Here is a 17,346-nt window from a genome sequence, read left to right as displayed (position 1 = left end):
ATGGGAACCCCGAGGAGAGGACGGCTATGGCTTTCGCGGTGGCGCGGACAAGGGACGAGGCGCATCTCTACCTCGACCTCAACCCCTGCGCCTGCGGGTCCACCGACACGACCTGGCGCAACGGGCTGGTCGACGTCGAGGGCGAGCTGGTCAACCGCTACTTCGGCCCGTGCGAGGAGTGCGGCACGCCGCGCGAGTTCGTGTTCGGGCTGCCGGAGCGTCCGGTGCTGCCCGCCGGGTTCCCGACGTTCGGCGGCCCCGAGCCGTCGGAGCTGCTCGACGCGGGCGAGTGGTTGTGGGTGGCCGACCTGACGGCCAGCGACGTGCCGGTGGCCGACCGGGCCGAGGCCCTGCGCACGCTGAGGATCGCCGCCGCGGCGGTGGAGGAGGTCGTCAAGTTCGTGCCGGCGGGCGCGGACGCGGTGCCCGACGACGGGTTCTGGTCCGAACGCGGACAGGGGCTGCGCGCGGCCGAGCCCGGCAGGTTCCAGCTCGACCGGCTGCTGGTCGTCCGCGACACCTACCAGGCGCTGGCGGGTGAGTATGCCTGAGCAGGGTCTGGGCCGCTCGCTGGTCGAGGCGTACGTCTACATCGACCTGGTGGCCCACTCCGGCACGCCGGGCGCCTCGCGCGACGCCGTCGTCGACCAGGACGCCGAGAGCCTGCGGGTGCGGCTCGGCGACGTGGAGGTCGAGGTCCCCGTCGAGGCCGAGCGGGCGGCCAGGGAGACCGGCGCGACGTTCGGCACCGGCCTGTCGGAGCTGCTCGACCCCGGCCAGTGGGTGCTGATCGCCACCACGTACGCGAGCCGGGCGCTGGAGGAGGGCCTGTTCTACGCCGCCGGCCCGGCCTCCCCCGAGCGGTACGACGCCGTGGCGACCGGCTGGCGCTTCGCCGCCGACGCCCTGGCCGAGGCGCTGAAGTTCTTCCCGCCGGAGGCCGCCGAGCTGCCGCCCGACGCCTTCTGGAGCGACCTGGGCCGAACCGTGCGCGAGACCGAGCCGCAGCGCCTGACCCGGGCGAAGCTGGAGGACGACCTGGCCTTCTACCGCAAGAGCTTGGACGACTTCGAAGGCCTGCACACAAGGCCCTGACCGGCAGAGTGCGCCCGCCGGAGGGTAAGGCTCTCATTACCGATTGGCTACTCTACTTTTAGTAGCCGAATAACTACTTTCGGTAATGTCCTGCTCCTCCTGAGGGAAGAGGCGCGCCATGCCCCAGTACGCCGCGGTCCCGCGGCTCCCGACCGGCCCCACCGGCCTCGGAACCTCCGCGCTCCACCTTCCGGCCTCGGCCCCACCCCCCGCGCCCGTCCCCGCGCCGCGGCAGCTCCCGGCGCCCGTTCCCTACGTCGAGCGGGAGTGGGGCGACGGCTCCTACCCGCCGCTCTACTGCCCCGAGACGGTCCGCGACGACCCGGCGCTCGGCGCGGAGGTCGACCGGCGGCTCGTGGCGTGGGCCGAGAAGGTGGGCCTGCACGCCGGGCGGATGGACGAGTTCGCCGCCACCGGGTTCGGCCGGCTGGCGATGCTCGCCCACCCCGACAGCGACGACCCCGACCTGCTGCTGATCGCGGCGCAGATGAACACCGCCTGGTGGGCGGCCGACGACTACTACGCCGACGAGACCGAGCTCGGCGCGAGCCCCACCGAGCTGCCGCCGCGCCTCGCGCTCGTCATGTCGGCCATGGACCCGCCCCCGCCCGCGGGGGTGTACACCGAGCAGCTCGAAGAGGCGATCGAGGCCGACCCCGTGCTGGTCGCCCTGCGCTCGGCCACCGGCCACCTGTCCCGCCACGGCACCCCGTCGCAGGTCATGCGGGCCTGCAACACCACCTTCCAGATGTACGTGAGCTGGACCGCCTACGCCGCCTGGCGCCATCTGGAGACCCCGCCGCCCGTCTGGCGCTACCTCGCGGCCCGGCAGCACGACAGCTTCTACACCTCCATGACCCTCATCGACGTCGTCGCCGCCTACGAGCTGCCCGCCAACCTGTTCTACGACCGGCGCTTCCACACCGCGCTCATGCAGGCCGGCACGGCCAGCGTCATCGTCAACGACCTCCACTCCGTCGCGCGGGAGGCGGCCGACGAGCTGCCCGACTCCAACGTCGTCCTGCTCATCGCGGGCGAGGAGAAGTGCTCCGCGCGCGAGGCCACCGAACGCGCCGTCGCGCTGCACAACGACTTCGTCAAAGGCTTCGAGACCAGCCAGCGCGAGCTCGCCGCCGTTCCGTCGGTGGAACTGCAGCGATTCCTGCGCGGCGCCCAGGGCTGGATGGCCGGTTGCCTCGAATGGCACGGCAGCAGCAGCCGCTACCACTCATGACGACCGGCCGCCCCCGGCCGGAAAGGAGCTCTTCCCAGGTGACCGTCAACACCCAGTCCCCCGTCCTCACGAGCCACTACCAGCACTCCGTCGCCAGCTACTGGAACGCCGAGAAGAACCCGGTCAACCTGCGCCTGGGCGACGTCGACGGCCTGTACCACCACCACTACGGCATCGGCGAGGTGAACTGGACGGTACTCGACGGCCCCGAGGACACCCGCGAGGACCGCATCGTCAAGGAGCTCCACCGCCTGGAGACCGCCCAGGCCGACCTGCTGATCAGCCATCTCGGCCCGCTCGAACCCCACCACCGGGTGCTCGACGCCGGCTCCGGCCGCGGCGGCAGCAGCCTCCTGGTCAACATGCGGTACGGCTGCGAGGTCGAGGGCGTGTCCATCTCCGAGTCGCAGGTCGCCTTCGCCAACGACCAGGCCAAGAAGCGCGGCGTCGACGACAAGGTGCGTTTCCACTTCCGCAACATGCTGGAGACCGGGTTCGAGACTGGATCGTTCCAGGCGAGCTGGAACAACGAGAGCACCATGTACGTCGAGCTGTCCCTGCTGTTCGCCGAGCACGCCCGGCTGCTGCGCCGGGGCGGCCGGTACGTCTGCGTCACCGGCTGCTACAACGACGCCTACGGCCTGCCGTCCCGGGCGGTCAGCCAGATCAACGCCCACTACATCTGCGACATCCACCCCCGCAGCACGTACTTCGAGCAGATGGCGGCCAACCGGCTGGTCCCGGTCAGCGTCGTCGACCTGACGGCGGCCACGATCCCGTACTGGGAGCTGCGCGCCCGCACCCACCTGGCCACGGGCATCGAGCAGTCCTTCCTCGACGCCTACAAGAACGGCAGCTTCCAGTACCTGCTCATCGCGGCCGACCGCGTCTGATCAACCGGCCACCGCGGCGGCCAGCTCCCACGGGTCGTGGGCCGAGAAGACGCTCACCTGGTCGCCGTGGTCCCGTACCAGCTCCCGCAGCCGGGCCTGGGTGCCGAGCCGCAGGTCGTGATGGACCTCCGAGCGGGTCTGCACGACGTCCATCAGCGGGTGCGGATGCGGGTCCTGCTGGAGCTCGCGGTGGTAGTAGTAGGCGTCGCCGCAGTGCAGCAGCCAGCGGTCCCCGTCGCGGACGGCGACGCCGGTGTGCCCGGCGGTGTGCCCGCCGAGGGGGACCAGCCTGATGTCCTCGGGCAGGCCGTCGAGCTTGATCGAGGCGAAGCCGAACCAGTCGTCGTTCGCCTCCGGGGTGTAGGTCACCCAGTCGGGACCGTGCGCCCAGTGGGCCGGGCGGTAGCGGTAGCTCGGGGCCTCGGCCAGCGCCGCCTCCAGCTCGGCGGCCAGCAGGTGCACCCGCGCGCCGGGGAAGTCGGGGAGCCCGCCGCAGTGGTCGACGTCGAGGTGGGTGACGATGACGTGGCGCACGTCGTCCGGGCGGTAGCCGAGCCGGGCGACCTGGCGTACGGCGGTCTCCTCCTCCTCCAGCGCGGGCTCGGCCATGGCCACCCAGTCGGCGCCCAGCGTGCCGGCCGGGTCGCGCACATTGCCGAGCCCGAGGCCCGTCTCGACCAGCACGAGCCCGTCGGCCGGGGTCTCCACCAGCAGGCAGTGGTTCACGGCGGGGGCGGCGGGCGGGCCGTCGTAGGTGGCTTCGATCGTCCGTACGGACCCGCAGTTCAGGTGATGAATCCTCATGGGGACGATCGTCGTACTTGAACCGCGGTTCAAGTCAACTCGTCAGCCGCCCGCCATCATGTCGCCGAAGGCGCGAGCCGCCGGGCCCGAGGTGAACAGCCGATCGAGCCGCGCCCTGGCCAGCCGGCGGCGGAACGGCCCGGCCAGCGTCTCGTCGCCGGCCTCGTGGGTCATCTCCGTCATCCAGCGGGAGAACTCCTGGTGGTGCCACACCCGTTCCAGGCAGGTGGCGGAGTAGGCGGCCAGCGGCTCCTCGTCGCCCTCGCGCAGGGCGGCGCGCAGCGCGCGGGCCAGCACGTCGGCGTCGGCCACCGCCAGGTTCATGCCCTTGCCGCCCATGGGCGTGATGATGTGGGCCGCGTCGCCGACCAGGAAGAGCCGGCCGTAGCGCATCGGGTCGACGACGTGGCTGCGCATCTCGACGAACGCCTTCTCCCCGATCGGGCCGTCCGGCAGGCCGTCGTCGGCCAGGCGCAGCCGCAACTGGGCCCAGATGCGCTCGTCGGGCCAGTCGGCGGCGGTGGCGTCGGGGGTGCACTGGAGGTAGAAGCGGCTGGCCCGCGGGCCGCGCGGGAAGTGGGCGGCGAACCCGTGGGCCGTGATCGCCATCAGCGGGTAGCCCGGCGGCGGGACGTCGGCGAGCACCGTCAGCCAGCCGATGCCGTAGTCGTGGGAGTAGGTGGTGAGGGCGTGCGCGGGCACGCCGGCCCGGCTGACGCCGTGGCGGCCGTCGCAGCCGGCGACGTAGGAGCAGGCGATCTCGTGCGTGACGCCGTCGGCGTCGCGGTAGGTGACCGTCGGCGCGGCCCCCTCGACGCCGCGCGGGGTCACCTCGGCCGCCTCGAACCGCAGGTCGCCGCCGGATTCGAGGAGACGGGCCAGCAGCCTGCCGACGAGCACCTGCTGCGGCACGAGCCGGCCCGTCCGGCCCTCGGTGATCGCGGGGACGTCGAGGAAGCGCCGCTCCCCGTCGACGCGGAACTCGAACCTGGTCTCCTGCGGCATGCCCGCCAGGACGGTGTCGGCCAGGCCCCACTCCTCGAAGACGCGGGCGCCGTGGTGGTCGAGGATGCCCGCGCGCTGGCGCTGCTCGACGTACGGGCGGCTCTGCCGTTCGAGCACCACGCACTCGACGCCGGCCTGGCGGAGCAGGCTCGCCAGGGTCAGCCCGGCCGGACCGGCTCCGACGACGACGACCTCGGTGCGCTCTCGCCTGCTGGTCTCCCCGGACATGGCGGTCCTTTCGCCTCGGTGACGCGCAGTGGTACCCGGCCAGGATGATCACGATGATAGTCCGTGCGGTCACCACCGCACCGGGAGACTGAGCACCCCGTGGATGTCGGTGCCGGCGCGCACCGGCACCTCCTCGGGCGCGACGGCCAGGCGCAGGCCGGGGAAGCGGGTGACCAGCGCGGGAAGGGCCGTGCGCAGCTCCACCCGGGCGAGCTGCTGGCCGAGACACTGATGGATGCCGTGGCCGAAGGACAGGTGGCCGGTCGCGTCGCGGCGCAGGTCGAGGCGGTCGGGGTCGGCGTACCTGCGGGGGTCGCGGTTGGCGGCCGAGAGGGACACGACGACCGACTCGCCCGCCCGGATCAGCCGGCCGGCCAGCTCGACGTCCTCCAGCGCGGCCCGTACGCCGGTGTGGGCGATGGTGAGGTGGCGCAGCAGCTCCTCCACGGCCTGGGCCGCCCGCTCCGGCTCCGTCCGCAGCACGTCGAGCTGGACGGGGTCGCTGAGCAGCGCGTACGTGCCGAGCGCGAGCATGTTGGCGGTGGTGTCGAGCCCGGCGGCCAGCAGGAAGGTGCCGACGCCGGCCAGCTCCTCGTCGGTGAGGTCGGTGGCGGTCAGGTCGCTGAGCAGGTCGTCGGCGGGTTCGCTGCGCTTGGCCTGGACCAGGCCGTCGATGTACCGCTGGAGCTCGCCGTAGGCGGCGAACTGTTCCTGCTCGTCGGTGTCCACCCCGGTCAGCGCGGCGGCGTGGTGCTGGAAGTTGTCGCGGTCGGCGTACGGGACGCCCAGCAGCTCGCAGATCATCAGCGCGGGGATGGGCTGGGCGAAGACGCGTACCAGGTCGGCGGGCGGGCCCAGGCGTTCCATGGCGTCCAGGTGGTCGGCGGTGATCTGCCGCACGCGTTCGGTGAGCAGGTTCATCCTGCGGACGGTGAACCTGCCGGTGAGCAGCCTGCGGTAGCGGGTGTGCTCGGGCGCGTCGAGGCCGGTGAGGTCGCCGGGCGGGGCGGCCGGCAGCGGGCCGATCGCGGCCGTCGGGTGGTGCAGGAACTCGTAGCGCGAGCTGAACCGCCGGTCCGCCAGCACCGCCCTGACCTCGGCGTGGCCGGTCACCAGCCAGCCGCGGTGGCCGTCGGGGAAGTCCAGCGGGGTGACGGGCGCCTGCTCGCGCAGCTCCGCCAGGCCCGCGGGCGGGTCGAAGGGGCAGCCCGCGGGGCGGGTGACGGGAAGCGTGACAGGGGCGTCGTTCATGAGGATCTTCCTTTCAGTGGGTCGCGGTGAGGGACGGTTCCTGGGCCGGCCTGCGTTCGCCGCGCATCACGACCAGCGCCAGGACGGCGGCGGCGACCACCCCGGCCGCGCTGATCGCGAAGGCGGCCGACATGGCCGAGGTGAACGCCTCGCGGGCCACCTGGGCCAGACCGGCGTCGCCGAAGGCGAGGGCGTCGCCGATCGAGCGCCGGGCCGCCTCGGGCGCGCCCGCCGGCATCCCCCGGGTGTAGGCCCCGGCCAGGACGCTGCCGAGGACGGCCACGCCGAGCGCCGCGCCCGCCTGCTGGATGGTGTCGTTGAGCGCCGAGCCGACGCCGGCGTGCTCGGGCGGGATGGTGCCCATCAGCGCGGCGATGGCCGCAGGCATCGCCAAGCCGCCGCCGGCGCCCATCACGAACAGGGCCGTGCCGGTGAGCAGGATGCCGCTGCCGGAGGAGACCATGGCGAGCAGCCCGAACCCGGCGGCGCAGACGAGCAGCCCGGTGACGATCATCGGACGGTTGCCGAGCCGGGCGCCGAGGCTCGCGCCCAGGCCGTTGAAGAGCAGCGAGGCGACCGCCATCGGCAGGAACGCCAGCCCGGCCGCGGTGGGCGTGTAGCCGAGCACGTACTGCAGGTACTGGGTGAGCACGAGCAGCAGCCCGCCGTTGCCGATCTGGACGAGGGTCAGGGAGAAGCTGCCGCCGCTGAACGTGCGGTCGCGGAACAGGGCGAGCGGGACCATCGGGTGCGGCGTGCGCAGCTCCCAGATCACGAAGCCGGCCAGGCAGAACACGGTGAGGGCCAGGGCCGGCCAGGACACGCCGTGCGGCAGCTCGATGATCGTCCACACCAGGGCGGACATGCCGGTCGCCGACAGGATCACGCCCAGCGGGTCGGGCTTGGTCCAGGGGCCCTTCGACTCGGGCATGAGCAGCAGGGAGGCGACGATGGCGAGCAGCGCGACCGGCACGTTGATCAGGAACACCGCGCCCCACCAGAACCAGGCGATCAGCGCGCCGCCCAGGACCGGGCCGCCGATCATGCCGATCATGGCCACCGCGCTCCAGACGGCCATCGCTTTGCGGCGCTCGGCCTCGTCGAACACGGTGATCAGGATCGACAGCGTGCTCGGCATGATCAGCGCGCCGCCGACGCCCATCGCGGCGCGGGCCGCCACGAGCTGCGCCGGATCGGCGGCGTAGGCGGCCAGCAGGGACGCGGCGCCGAAGAGGGCCAGGCCGATGATCATCACCCGGCGCCGGCCGTAGCGGTCGGACAGGCTGCCCGCGGTCAGCAGCAGGCCGGCGAAGACCAGGATGTAGGAGTCGAGGATCCATTGCAGGTCCTGGGCGTCGGCGCCCAGGTCGGCCGCCAGGGGCGGGACCGCCACCGTCAGCACCATGTTGTCCACGACCAGCACCAATGTGCTGAGGCACAACACCACCAGGATCCACCAGCGGCGGTTCATGGGTTTCTCCCCTTCGACTTGCGTACGTCGCTCTCGGAATGCGCACACTGTACGCATATGAAAGAGATGTACGCAAGCAGGTGTTCGCGGATGCGTACACTGTGCGCTAGGCTCGGGTCATGCCAGCATCGCAGCCGCCTGTCCCCTCGGTCTGGGTCCGTCAGCGCCGGCAGCGGGAGCGGCCCGCGCTCAGCCTCGACCGGATCGTGTCCGAGGCCGTCCAGCTGCTCGACGAGGAGGGGCTGGAGGCGCTGAGCATGCGCAGCCTCGGCACCCGGCTCGACGCGGGCGCGACCTCCCTCTACCGCCACGTCGCCAACAAGGACGAGCTGATCGAGCTGGTCGTCGACGAGGTCTACGGCGAGCTGCGCGTGCCGTCCGTGGAGGAGGCGGGCGGCTGGCGTGACGGGCTCGCCGTGTCCGCCCACAGCCTGCGGGCGGTGATCCTGCGCCACCCGTGGATGGCGTCCGTGCTCGGCCAGGTCGGGCTCACCAGCCTGGGGCCCAACGTGATGCGGCGCTCGGAGGAGCTGCTGGCGCTGGCGCACTCGGCCGGGTTCGTCCCCGGCGAGGCCGACCGGGCGGTCAACACCGTGCTGGCGTACGTGATCGGCGTGGCCATCGCCGAGGCGGCGTACCTGTCGACGCTGGCCCGCAGCGGCCGTACCGAGCAGGAGTGGATCGACGCCGTGCGGCCGACCGCCGAGCAGGCGTTCGAGGACCACCCGTGGATGCGGGCGGAGTACGCGGCCAAGGGGTTCGACGACCCCGAGCGCGTCCGGGAGGAGGACTTCCGCTACGGCCTCGACCGGGTGCTCGACGGCCTGCGGGCCCGGCTCGACTCATCGGCCGGCTGACCCGCGCCGTGCGCCCCGGCGTGAGAACCTCGGCGTCATGGAAATCTGGATCAACCCCGACTGCTCCAAGTGCCGTTCGGCCCTGTCGATCCTCGACGCCGAATCGGCCGACTACAAGGTCCGCCGCTACCTGGAGGACCCGCCGTCGCCGGACGAGCTGCGCGCCGTCCTGGCCCGGCTCGGGCTGGAGCCGTGGGACATCACCCGTACGGGCGAGCCGGTCGCGGCCGAGCTGGGCCTCGACGCCTGGCCGCGCGACCCGGACGCCCGCGAGCGCTGGATCGCCGCGCTGTCCGCGCACCCGATCCTGATCCAGCGGCCGATCATCACCGCCGACGACGGGCGCGCCGTGATCGGCCGCACCGAGGACGCCGTGCGCGGCACGCTGCCCGGGTGAGCGGTCAGTCGTTCATGCGGCCCGGGTGAGCGGTCAGTCGTTCATGCGGCCCTCCTGCTGGCCGAAGCGCTCGGGCCCGGACATGCTGGAGCCGCCGGCCGGCACGTCGACGCTGCCCGGGGAGTAGTAGCGGCGCAGCCACTCGGCCAGCCCGTCGAGGCCGGGCAGCAGCACCCGTTCGGTGATGCCGGCCTGGTCGAGCCGCCGCCGGATCTCGACCTTGACCCCGGCCGGGATCGACCAGCCCCGCCACAGCCCGGGATGCTCGGCCAGCCAGTCGTCGAGCTGGTACCTCGCCCCCGACATCGCCGACAACACCGACGACTGGTTGACCATGCGCTCGTCCAGCGACGGCGGCTCGAAGAAGGCGACGAACGGGCGGTCGCGGCCGAGCGCGTCGAAGCCGGCCAGTCCGGCGGCGCGTTCGGCGAGCATCTCGGTGCTGAACAGCAGCGCGCCCTCGCCGTCGAGCACCTCGCGCAGCGGCTCGGGCAGCAGGCGGTGCGCGCCCGCGCAGTCGACGGCCAGCAGCACGGCGTCGTCCCCGGGCCAGGACGCCGTGGCGAAGTGCAGCGCGACCAGTGGGGAGAACGTCCAGTCCAGGAGGCGGGTGGGCAGGCCGTGGTGCTGGCCGAGGGCCAGCCAGTCCCAGACGGAAGGGCCAGGGGCAGCCCTGTGCGCGTATTTCCTAAAATTTCGTATCAAGTGGGTTTCTAGGGTGGCGTAGTCGCCCGCCAGCCGCGCCAGGCTGTGCACGTGCGAGTACGTGCTCTTGGCCAGGCCGCGGAAGACCAGCGTCGAGTGCGCCTGGGCCGGGCCTCCGGTGTGGGCGGCCGCGCTGATCGCGTCGTCCAGCTCGCGCCAGGACGACACCGTCACCATCCCCATCCGCCTCCGGTGCCCCTGGACGCCACTGTCACACCTGCCGCCGAGCCCTTGAGGTGGAGTGGACTCCAGGTCCTAGAGTCGCGGACTATGACAATGCGCTACCGCGTACTCGGCGGCACCGGCATCGAGGTGAGCGTCCACTGCCTGGGGGCGATGATGTTCGGCGCCGTCGGCAACCCCGACCACGACGATTGCGCCCGCATCATCCACGCCGCGCTCGACCAGGGCGTCAACTTCGTGGACACGGCGGACATGTACTCCGCGGGCGAGTCCGAGGAGATCGTCGGCAAGGCGCTGAAGGGCCGCCGGGACGACGTCGTGCTGGCCACCAAGGTGCACTTCCGGATGGGCGAGGGCCCGAACCGGTCCGGGAACTCGCGTTTGTGGATCATGAAGGAGGTCGAGCAGAGCCTCCGGCGGCTCGGCACCGACTGGATCGACCTCTACCAGATCCACCGGCCCGACCACACGACCGACATCGAGGAGACGTTGTCGGCGCTGACCGACCTCGTGCGGCAGGGCAAGATCCGCGCGTTCGGCTGCTCGACGTTCCCGGCGGCGGAGATCGTCGAGGCCCACCAGGTGTCGGAGCGACGGGCGCTGCACCGGTTCAGGACCGAGCAGCCGCCGTACTCGCTGTTCGCCCGCGGCATCGAGAAGGACCTGCTGCCCGTCTGCCGCCGGTACGGCATGGGCGTCCTGACCTGGAGCCCGCTCGCGTCGGGCTTCCTGAGCGGCCGCTACCGCAAGAACGGCGACATCGACCTGACCACCGGCCGGGCCGCGCTGACCCCCCACCGCTTCGACCCGTCGATCCCCGAGAACGCCGCCAAGCTCGACGCCGTCGAGCGGCTGGTCGAGCTCGCGGACGACCTCGGCTGCACGCTCCCCCAGCTCGCCGTGGCCTTCGCCGCCGCGCACCCTGCGGTCACCTCGGTGATCACCGGGCCGCGCACGATGGCGCAGCTCGACGACCTGCTGAAGGGCGCCGCGCTCACGCTCGACGACGCCGCGCTCGACCGGATCGACGAGATCGTCCCGCCGGGCCGTGACATGTACCAGCCGGACGGCGCGTGGCGTCCCGCGTCACTGACCGACCCGGCGCTGCGCCGCCGCCCGCTCGCCGAGCGCGCCGCGGCCGGCTAGATCCACAGGCTGTGGACGACGGCGGCCACCCGCCGGCCCTGCTCGCGGCCGGCGTGGGCCGCCGGTGACCGTACGGCGGGGTCGAGCGGGTTGGCGCCCATGGCCGCGACGGCCCCCTCGTCCGGGCTGACGACCTCGACCGCGGAGCCCTCCTTGCGCAGCAGGGCCACCTCCTGTTCGAGCGACGTCCAAGGGGAGGCGGGGGCGCCGGGCGGCTGGGGCGAGACCACCAGCACCCGTTCGAAGCCCGCCGCCAGGTCGGCGTTGTCGCTGGACCGCACGCCGCCGTCGATGTAGCGGCGGCCCTCGATGGTGACCGGCGGCCAGACCCCGGGCACGGCGCAACTGGCCGTCACCGCGTCCACCAGGCCCACCCCGGACGCCCGGTCGAACAGGCGGGTCTCTCCGGTCGCCGCGTCGAGCGCGACCAGCACGAGCGGGCGCTCCGGCCAGTCGGTCTCGGGCAGCCGCGAGGCCACCGCCGCGCGCCGTTCCGGCTCGCCGACCGTGGGGGCCTCCAGCGCCCAGGCGCCGATGCGCCGGTGCAGCTCGTCCCGGTCGTGGGCGCCGGCCAGGATGCCCTGGAGGGCGGCCGCGAAGGAGGCCGCGTCGAACACCGCGGGGATCTCCCTGGCCTGCAGCGCGGGATCGACCTGCCGCTGGAACAGCTCCTCGACGGTCAGCCGGCTGCGGGCCTGGGCGCCGACCGCCGAGCCGGCCGAGGTGCCCACGATCAGGTCGGCGTCCCGTACGTCCACGCCCTCGTCAGCCAGCCCGGCCAGCACGCCGGTCGCCCAGGCGATGCCGGCCACGCCGCCGCCCCCGAGCACCAGGGCCCGGCGACGGTCAGAAGCTTCAGTTCGGTCCATGAGCATCATCATTCACCAATCAGGAACAAAGCGCGCGTCTCATTCGAGCCGTCCGTGTGTATGGTGAGCCTGTGGAACGTACTCATGATTTTGGGTACAACCCCGCCGTCGAGAGCCTGCGACTCATCGATCACGGGCTGCCGAGATCCCTTCCCGGCAACCTGAGCGGACGCTTCCGCTTCACCCCTGCCTCCCTGTACGTCGGCGACCGGATCGCGGCGACCGCCTTCGCCCGTCTGGACGGCTTCGGCCTGTCCTGGGTGGACATCTGGCTGCTGTCGTTCCGGCGCGGACGCTGGGCACTGCGCGCCGGCGACAGCATGTCCGCCGCGCGCAGCGACGACCTGCTGGCCCACCGCCAGGGCGTCTCGGTGCTCAAGGAGCACGGGCTGACCGACGAGAACGGGCGGTTCGACACCAACGCGGGTCGCTGGTTCCCCCGGCCGAAACGGTGGGTGGCCTACGGGCTGCTGCGGCTGTCGGCCGAGGTGGAGACGGTCAGGCTGGGCGGGCGGGAGGTGCCGGTGCCGGGACACGGCCTGCAGGCGCTCGCCTGGCGGCTGCAGACCGGCCCGGTGGTCGCCGACCTGCTCGACGACATGGGCGAGACGATCGCGGCGGTGAGCCTGACCGCGTAGGCGCGCCACGGCCTTTTGGCGCGCCCCACCTCTTGGCGTGCCCCCGAGCGCCACCGTGGCGCGGGCTTCAGGCCGCGAGGAAGTCCGGGGCGTGGTCGCGGGCCCAGGAGCGGAACGTGCGCGCGGGCCGGCCCAGCAGCTCCGGCACCGTGCCGGTCACGCGTTCCGGGGTGTGCGTGAACGACTCCCACGCCCTGAGCCGGGCCTCGACGAACGCCGGATCACCCCAGGCGGCCGTCAGCTGCTCGCGGGCGATCTCCGGCGGCAGGTCCTCCCAGCGCACCTCGCGGCCGATCTCCTCGCCGACGGTCCGCGCCAGCTCCTCCTGGGTGATCGACTCGGGGCCGGTGATCAGGTATTTGGCGCCGTCGTGGCCGGGGGTGGTGAGCACGTGGGCGACGACGTCCGCGATGTCCCGCTCGTGGATCAGCGATCTGGCGGCCTTTCCGTACGGGAGCCGGACCACTCCTTGCCGGATCTGGGCGGCCCAGGCCAGCGTGTTCGTGGCGAAGTCGATGGCCCGGACGAACGTCCACCGCGTCCCGGACGTCCTGATCAGCCGTTCGATCTCCTGGTGGTAGATCGTGGCGGGCTCGCCGTCCGCCAGGTCGGGCACGTCCGCCGACAGGTACACGACGTGCTCGGCCCGTCCGGCCACCGTGGTCACCATCAGGGGGTCCACGGGGATGCCGGGCCACATCAGGTACACCCGGTCGACGCCGCGCAGGGCGGGCTCAAGACTGCCGGGGTCGGCCAGGTCGCCGCGTACGGGCTCGACGCCGTCCGGGAGCACCACCCGGGCCGGGTCGCGGACCAGCGCCCGCACCTCGTGTCCCGCCTCCGCCAGGGAGGAGACGACATGCCTGCCCACGTTGCCGGTCGCGCCGGTCACCAGAATTCCGCTCATGAAAGGCAGCCTAGAACCTCAACCGCAGTCAAGGTCTAGTCATAGAACCGACTCGGCTAAGTGATACGCCGCACATTCCGGGTAGCGGCAGGAACGGTGATCGCGCTTCAAGGGATGGGAAGGGCTCGGCTGCGGCCGGGCCCTTCCGCTGTTCCCGGGGCCTCCTGCGCGTCGGAAGCGCGTCACAAGCGCGTCCTCATGCGCGTCACAAGCGGTCCTCAGACAAACCTCATGCGCGACCGGCATCGTTTCCGGCATGCACCCGACCGGTCCGACCGTCACGCCCGGATCCGCGCGCGACTCGTACGCCGTCCTCGTCGTGGACGAGCGCCCGCTCGGCGCGTCCCTCTCCCGCGCGATGCGCCGCTGGGACGTGCGCAGCCTGGGCGGCGGCGAGGCGGTCAGGGCCGTGCGCGGGTTCCGTCCGGGGGCGATCGTCCTGGACGTCAGGGGCGGCGGCCGCTTCCTGCCCCGGCTGCGGGCCGCGCTGCCCGGCGTGCCGGTCCTCTTCCTGACCGCGCCGGACGCCCTGCCCGACCCGTCGCTCGGACTGCGCGCGGGCGCCGACGACTACGTGATGCGGCCGTTCGCCGTGGACGAGGTCGTGATCAGGCTGCACGGCCTGCTGCGCCGCTCGGCCGACGCCCTGTCCGTCGCCCTGTCCGTCGGCGACCTCACCCTGGACCAGGAGACCCGCCAGGTACGGCGGGCCGGCCAGGAGGTCAGGCTCACCCCGACCGAGTTCGAGCTGCTGCGGCTGCTCATGCGCCATCCGGGACGCGCGCTCAGCAAGGCGCACATCCTCGACCGGGTGTGGGCCTACGACTTCGCCGGCCAGGGCAACATCGTCGAGCTGTACATCTCCTACCTGCGCCGCAAGATCGACGCGGATCGCCGTCCGATGATCCACACCCTGCGCGGCGTCGGCTACGTGCTCAGACCGGCCGCCTGACGTCCCGCTAGATCCCGTCTAGCGGACGTCTGGCGGCCGTCTCGCGCCTCCTTGGTGAGAGCCCGGAACGGGCCGAGGGAGGTGGACGATGACGGGCAGGGACGACACCGCCGGCGGGAGCGCCGCACCGCTCCGCCTCGCGGTGATCATCGCGAGCACCCGCGTCGGGCGGATGGGCGAGACGGTGGCGAAGTGGTTCGCCGCCCGCGCCCGCGACCGTCCCGACCTGGCGGTCGACGTCCTCGACCTGGCCGACTACGCCTTCCCCGACCGCTACCCGGAACGCAGCACCCCCTCGATGCGCCGCTTCACCGCGGCCGTCGGCGAGGCCGACGCCTTCGCCGTCGTCACCCCCGAGTACAACCGCAGCTTCCCGGCCTCGCTCAAGCAGGCCATCGACTACGCCTACGACGAATGGCAGGCCAAGCCGGCCGGTTTCATCGCCTACGGCTCGGGATCTTCCGGTCTGTACGCGGTCGAGCAGCTCCGTACCGTCTTCTCCGCCCTGCACGTCGTGACGATGCGCGACTGGGTCGGCCTCGACCTGCTGAGGGACGACGTGGCCGGAAGCGGCGAACCGTACGACACCGACGACCGCGCGCGTGCGGTCGCGGCCATGCTCGACCAGCTCACCTGGTGGGGCCGGGCGTTGCGCGACGCCCGGCGCGCCCAGCCGTACTGCTCATGAGAGGAACACCCATGCGAGACCTGGCGATACAGACCTCCGGCCTGGTCAAGGTCTTCGGCGACAACCGCGCCGTGGACGGCCTCGACCTGGAGGTGCCGGCCGGCACCGTCTACGGCGTGCTCGGCCCCAACGGCGCGGGCAAGACCACCGCCGTCCGCATGCTGGCCACGCTGCTGCGGCCGGACGGCGGCGAGGCCACCGTGTTCGGGCACGACGTGGTGCGCGAGGCCGACGCCGTACGCGGCCGCGTCAGCCTGACCGGCCAGTACGCCTCCGTGGACGAGGACATGACCGGCGCCGAGAACCTGGTCCTGCTCGGCCGCCTGCTCGGTCACCGCAAGCCGGCCGCCCGGGAGCGGGCGGCGCAGCTGCTGGAGGCGTTCGGCCTGACGGAGGCCGCGGGACGGCAGGTCAAGACGTACTCGGGCGGCATGCGGCGGCGCATCGACATCGCCGCCAGCATCCTCAACACGCCTGACCTGCTCTTCCTCGACGAGCCGACGACCGGCCTCGACCCGCGCAGCCGCAACCAGGTCTGGGACATCGTCCGCATCGTCGTCGCCCACGGCACCACCGTGCTGCTCACCACCCAGTACCTGGAGGAGGCCGACCGCCTGGCCGGCCGCATCGCGGTCATCGACCACGGCAGGGTCATCGCCGAGGGCACGCCGGGCGAGCTCAAGTCGTCCGTCGGCGCCGGCTCGGTCCACGTGCGGCTGCGCGATCCCGGCACCCGTCCCGAAGCCGAACGGCTGCTGTCCCAGATCCTCGACGCGCCCGTCTACCTGGACGCCGACCCCGTGTCGCTCACCGCCCGCATCACCGGCCACGGCCGCGAGGCCGCCGCCGCCGAGCAGGCCTCGCGCGCGCTCGGCCGCCTGGCCGAGGCGGGGATCGTCGTCGACGACTTCTCCCTCGGCCAGCCCAGCCTGGACGAGGTCTTCCTCGCCCTGACCGACCACCCCGCCACCGGGACCGCCACCGGGACCGCCGAGTCCGCGACCGCGCAGGAGGCCGCAGCATGACCGCCACCACCGAGACCGCCACGACCTACTCCCCCGCCGCCGACGTGCTCGGCACCGTCCTGGCCCCCGGGGTGAAGCCGCCCCGGCCGAGCGCGTGGTCGGCGTCGGTCACGTTCGGCTGGCGGGCCATCCTGAAGATCAAGCACGTGCCCGAGCAGCTCTTCGACGTGACCGCGTTCCCGCTCATGATGACGCTGATGTTCACGTACCTGTTCGGCGGCGCCCTGGCCGGCTCCCCGACCGACTACCTGCAGTTCCTGCTGCCCGGCATCATGGTCAGCAGCGTCGTGATGATCACCATGTACACCGGGGTGGAGGTCAACAAGGACATCGAGAAGGGGGTGTTCGACCGCTTCCGCACCCTGCCGATCTGGCGTCCCTCGACCATGGTGGGCTACCTGCTCGGCGACGTCCTGCGCTACACCATGGCCTCGACGGTCATCCTCGTCGTCGGCCTGGTCCTCGGGTTCCGTCCGCAGGGGGGCGTCACGGGCGTGCTGGCCGGGATCGTGCTGCTGCTCGGCTTCTCCTTCGCCTTCTCGTGGGTGTGGACGATGTTCGGCCTGCTCATGCGGAGCGAGAAGTCGGTGATGGGGGTGAGCATGCTCGTCCTGTTCCCGCTGACCTTCCTCAGCAACGTGTACGTCGACCCGGCCACGATGCCCGGCTGGCTGCAGATCTTCGTCAACGTCAACCCGATCACCCGTCTGGTGGCCGCCGTCCGCTCGTTGATGGCCGGCACCCCGGACGTGGGCGAGCTGACCTGGGTGCTGATCGCGTCCGTCCTCCTCATCGCGATCTTCGGCACCCTGACCATGCGCCTCTACAACCGCAAGTAACCGGCCGCCACCCTGATCGGGCGCGAAGGCATTCCCAGCCTTCGCGCCCGATTCGTGCTGCGCGGTTCTCCATGGGCTAGCAGTAGTACTGGACCATCCCGGCGGGAGCTTCTCCAGGTCCAGGTAGGCCAGGGCCCCGGGCAGGGGCGGTGCGGTGAG

The 17,346-nt window shown here is 72.3% G+C and carries 18 protein-coding genes and 1 pseudogene; 12 read left to right on the top strand and 7 right to left on the bottom strand.

Annotation, left to right across the window (positions count from 1 at the left end; translation table 11 throughout):
* Window positions 1–26: 26 nt before the first annotated feature.
* The 4 genes from ACIBQ6_RS47955 to ACIBQ6_RS47940 all read left to right on the top strand — a co-directional run bounded on the left by ACIBQ6_RS47955 (window position 27) and on the right by ACIBQ6_RS47940 (window position 3,222).
* Window positions 27–551: a hypothetical protein gene (locus ACIBQ6_RS47955; protein WP_358296383.1), complete on the top strand. Its 525-nt coding sequence runs from the start codon at window positions 27–29 to the stop codon at window positions 549–551.
* On the top strand, window positions 544–1,095 hold the full coding sequence (locus ACIBQ6_RS47950; protein ID WP_397219256.1) for a hypothetical protein: 552 nt from the start codon (window positions 544–546) through the stop codon (window positions 1,093–1,095). Before ACIBQ6_RS47955 ends, ACIBQ6_RS47950 begins: the two co-directional genes overlap by 8 nt.
* 118 nt (window positions 1,096–1,213) lie before the next feature.
* Complete coding sequence (locus tag ACIBQ6_RS47945) at window positions 1,214–2,329, top strand: family 2 encapsulin nanocompartment cargo protein terpene cyclase (RefSeq protein WP_397219255.1); 1,116 nt, start codon at window positions 1,214–1,216, stop codon at window positions 2,327–2,329.
* On the top strand, window positions 2,326–3,222 hold the full coding sequence (locus ACIBQ6_RS47940; RefSeq protein ID WP_397219254.1) for a geranyl diphosphate 2-C-methyltransferase: 897 nt from the start codon (window positions 2,326–2,328) through the stop codon (window positions 3,220–3,222). Before ACIBQ6_RS47945 ends, ACIBQ6_RS47940 begins: the two co-directional genes overlap by 4 nt.
* On the opposite strand, the gene ACIBQ6_RS47935 is transcribed toward ACIBQ6_RS47940, so the two are convergent.
* From ACIBQ6_RS47935 to ACIBQ6_RS47920, 4 genes and pseudogenes are all read right to left on the bottom strand, one after another.
* Window positions 3,223–4,026, bottom strand: coding sequence for an MBL fold metallo-hydrolase (locus ACIBQ6_RS47935; RefSeq protein ID WP_397219253.1), 804 nt, complete (start codon window positions 4,024–4,026; stop codon window positions 3,223–3,225).
* A gap of 42 nt (window positions 4,027–4,068) precedes the next feature.
* A pseudogene (locus ACIBQ6_RS47930) lies at window positions 4,069–5,286 on the bottom strand (4-hydroxybenzoate 3-monooxygenase); the annotation flags it as partial.
* A gap of 42 nt (window positions 5,287–5,328) precedes the next feature.
* Complete coding sequence (locus ACIBQ6_RS47925; RefSeq protein ID WP_397219252.1) at window positions 5,329–6,510, bottom strand: cytochrome P450; 1,182 nt, start codon at window positions 6,508–6,510, stop codon at window positions 5,329–5,331.
* A 13-nt stretch (window positions 6,511–6,523) separates the two neighbouring features.
* On the bottom strand, window positions 6,524–7,981 hold the full coding sequence (locus ACIBQ6_RS47920) for an MFS transporter (RefSeq protein ID WP_397219251.1): 1,458 nt from the start codon (window positions 7,979–7,981) through the stop codon (window positions 6,524–6,526).
* A 119-nt stretch (window positions 7,982–8,100) separates the two neighbouring features.
* On the opposite strand from ACIBQ6_RS47920, the gene ACIBQ6_RS47915 reads away from it, so the two are divergent.
* Together ACIBQ6_RS47915 and ACIBQ6_RS47910 are read left to right on the top strand one after the other, a co-directional pair.
* Window positions 8,101–8,838, top strand: a complete 738-nt coding sequence (locus ACIBQ6_RS47915; RefSeq protein ID WP_358296367.1) for a TetR/AcrR family transcriptional regulator — start codon at window positions 8,101–8,103, stop codon at window positions 8,836–8,838.
* Window positions 8,839–8,875: 37 nt separating this feature from the next.
* Entirely contained in the window at window positions 8,876–9,235 is a 360-nt protein-coding gene (locus tag ACIBQ6_RS47910; protein WP_352320574.1) for an arsenate reductase family protein, read from the top strand.
* Window positions 9,236–9,268: 33 nt separating this feature from the next.
* Here the strand turns inward: ACIBQ6_RS47910 and ACIBQ6_RS47905 are convergent, their stop codons facing one another.
* On the bottom strand, window positions 9,269–10,117 hold the full coding sequence (locus ACIBQ6_RS47905) for an FRG domain-containing protein (protein WP_397219250.1): 849 nt from the start codon (window positions 10,115–10,117) through the stop codon (window positions 9,269–9,271).
* A gap of 93 nt (window positions 10,118–10,210) precedes the next feature.
* Here ACIBQ6_RS47905 and ACIBQ6_RS47900 point away from each other — a divergent pair, with 93 nt between their 5' ends.
* Window positions 10,211–11,269 carry an aldo/keto reductase gene (locus ACIBQ6_RS47900; protein WP_397219249.1) on the top strand — a complete coding sequence of 353 codons (1,059 nt, stop codon included), beginning with the start codon at window positions 10,211–10,213 and terminating at the stop codon, window positions 11,267–11,269.
* On the opposite strand, the gene ACIBQ6_RS47895 is transcribed toward ACIBQ6_RS47900, so the two are convergent.
* Window positions 11,266–12,138, bottom strand: a complete 873-nt coding sequence (locus ACIBQ6_RS47895; RefSeq protein WP_397219248.1) for a patatin-like phospholipase family protein — start codon at window positions 12,136–12,138, stop codon at window positions 11,266–11,268. The genes ACIBQ6_RS47900 and ACIBQ6_RS47895 overlap by 4 nt on opposite strands.
* A 71-nt stretch (window positions 12,139–12,209) precedes the next feature.
* On the opposite strand from ACIBQ6_RS47895, the gene ACIBQ6_RS47890 reads away from it, so the two are divergent.
* Window positions 12,210–12,776, top strand: coding sequence for a hypothetical protein (locus ACIBQ6_RS47890; protein WP_358296355.1), 567 nt, complete (start codon window positions 12,210–12,212; stop codon window positions 12,774–12,776).
* Between the two features lie 67 nt (window positions 12,777–12,843).
* Here ACIBQ6_RS47890 and ACIBQ6_RS47885 read toward each other — a convergent pair whose 3' ends face one another.
* Window positions 12,844–13,683 carry an NmrA family NAD(P)-binding protein gene (locus ACIBQ6_RS47885; RefSeq protein ID WP_397219247.1) on the bottom strand — a complete coding sequence of 280 codons (840 nt, stop codon included), beginning with the start codon at window positions 13,681–13,683 and terminating at the stop codon, window positions 12,844–12,846.
* Between the two features lie 256 nt (window positions 13,684–13,939).
* Between ACIBQ6_RS47885 and ACIBQ6_RS47880 the strand changes: the two genes are divergently transcribed.
* The 4 genes from ACIBQ6_RS47880 (at window position 13,940) to ACIBQ6_RS47865 (ending at window position 17,187) form a co-directional block, all read left to right on the top strand.
* Window positions 13,940–14,635 carry a response regulator transcription factor gene (locus ACIBQ6_RS47880; protein WP_397219246.1) on the top strand — a complete coding sequence of 232 codons (696 nt, stop codon included), beginning with the start codon at window positions 13,940–13,942 and terminating at the stop codon, window positions 14,633–14,635.
* An 88-nt stretch (window positions 14,636–14,723) separates the two neighbouring features.
* Window positions 14,724–15,323, top strand: coding sequence for an NADPH-dependent FMN reductase (locus ACIBQ6_RS47875; RefSeq protein WP_397219245.1), 600 nt, complete (start codon window positions 14,724–14,726; stop codon window positions 15,321–15,323).
* An 11-nt stretch (window positions 15,324–15,334) separates the two neighbouring features.
* Window positions 15,335–16,348: an ATP-binding cassette domain-containing protein gene (locus ACIBQ6_RS47870; RefSeq protein WP_358296344.1), complete on the top strand. Its 1,014-nt coding sequence runs from the start codon at window positions 15,335–15,337 to the stop codon at window positions 16,346–16,348.
* On the top strand, window positions 16,345–17,187 hold the full coding sequence (locus ACIBQ6_RS47865) for an ABC transporter permease (protein WP_397219244.1): 843 nt from the start codon (window positions 16,345–16,347) through the stop codon (window positions 17,185–17,187). Before ACIBQ6_RS47870 ends, ACIBQ6_RS47865 begins: the two co-directional genes overlap by 4 nt.
* Window positions 17,188–17,346: the final 159 nt, after the last annotated feature.

This window comes from Nonomuraea sp. NPDC049655 (assembly GCF_044465465.1).
Classification (GTDB): domain Bacteria; phylum Actinomycetota; class Actinomycetes; order Streptosporangiales; family Streptosporangiaceae; genus Nonomuraea.
This window is presented reverse-complemented; position numbering and strand designations above follow the sequence as displayed.

What these genes read in the sequence shown, in the direction of transcription:
- ACIBQ6_RS47955 (WP_358296383.1), top strand. Translation starts at nt 27, where the DNA reads ATGGCTTTCGCGGTGGCGCGGACAAGGGACGAGGCGCATCTCTACCTC.
- ACIBQ6_RS47950 (WP_397219256.1), top strand. Translation starts at nt 544, where the DNA reads ATGCCTGAGCAGGGTCTGGGCCGCTCGCTGGTCGAGGCGTACGTCTAC.
- ACIBQ6_RS47945 (WP_397219255.1), top strand. Translation starts at nt 1,214, where the DNA reads ATGCCCCAGTACGCCGCGGTCCCGCGGCTCCCGACCGGCCCCACCGGC.
- ACIBQ6_RS47940 (WP_397219254.1), top strand. Translation starts at nt 2,326, where the DNA reads ATGACGACCGGCCGCCCCCGGCCGGAAAGGAGCTCTTCCCAGGTGACC.
- ACIBQ6_RS47935 (WP_397219253.1), bottom strand. Translation starts at nt 4,026, where the DNA reads ATGAGGATTCATCACCTGAACTGCGGGTCCGTACGGACGATCGAAGCC.
- ACIBQ6_RS47925 (WP_397219252.1), bottom strand. Translation starts at nt 6,510, where the DNA reads ATGAACGACGCCCCTGTCACGCTTCCCGTCACCCGCCCCGCGGGCTGC.
- ACIBQ6_RS47920 (WP_397219251.1), bottom strand. Translation starts at nt 7,981, where the DNA reads ATGAACCGCCGCTGGTGGATCCTGGTGGTGTTGTGCCTCAGCACATTG.
- ACIBQ6_RS47915 (WP_358296367.1), top strand. Translation starts at nt 8,101, where the DNA reads ATGCCAGCATCGCAGCCGCCTGTCCCCTCGGTCTGGGTCCGTCAGCGC.
- ACIBQ6_RS47910 (WP_352320574.1), top strand. Translation starts at nt 8,876, where the DNA reads ATGGAAATCTGGATCAACCCCGACTGCTCCAAGTGCCGTTCGGCCCTG.
- ACIBQ6_RS47905 (WP_397219250.1), bottom strand. Translation starts at nt 10,117, where the DNA reads ATGGTGACGGTGTCGTCCTGGCGCGAGCTGGACGACGCGATCAGCGCG.
- ACIBQ6_RS47900 (WP_397219249.1), top strand. Translation starts at nt 10,211, where the DNA reads ATGACAATGCGCTACCGCGTACTCGGCGGCACCGGCATCGAGGTGAGC.
- ACIBQ6_RS47895 (WP_397219248.1), bottom strand. Translation starts at nt 12,138, where the DNA reads ATGGACCGAACTGAAGCTTCTGACCGTCGCCGGGCCCTGGTGCTCGGG.
- ACIBQ6_RS47885 (WP_397219247.1), bottom strand. Translation starts at nt 13,683, where the DNA reads ATGAGCGGAATTCTGGTGACCGGCGCGACCGGCAACGTGGGCAGGCAT.
- ACIBQ6_RS47880 (WP_397219246.1), top strand. Translation starts at nt 13,940, where the DNA reads ATGCACCCGACCGGTCCGACCGTCACGCCCGGATCCGCGCGCGACTCG.
- ACIBQ6_RS47875 (WP_397219245.1), top strand. Translation starts at nt 14,724, where the DNA reads ATGACGGGCAGGGACGACACCGCCGGCGGGAGCGCCGCACCGCTCCGC.
- ACIBQ6_RS47870 (WP_358296344.1), top strand. Translation starts at nt 15,335, where the DNA reads ATGCGAGACCTGGCGATACAGACCTCCGGCCTGGTCAAGGTCTTCGGC.
- ACIBQ6_RS47865 (WP_397219244.1), top strand. Translation starts at nt 16,345, where the DNA reads ATGACCGCCACCACCGAGACCGCCACGACCTACTCCCCCGCCGCCGAC.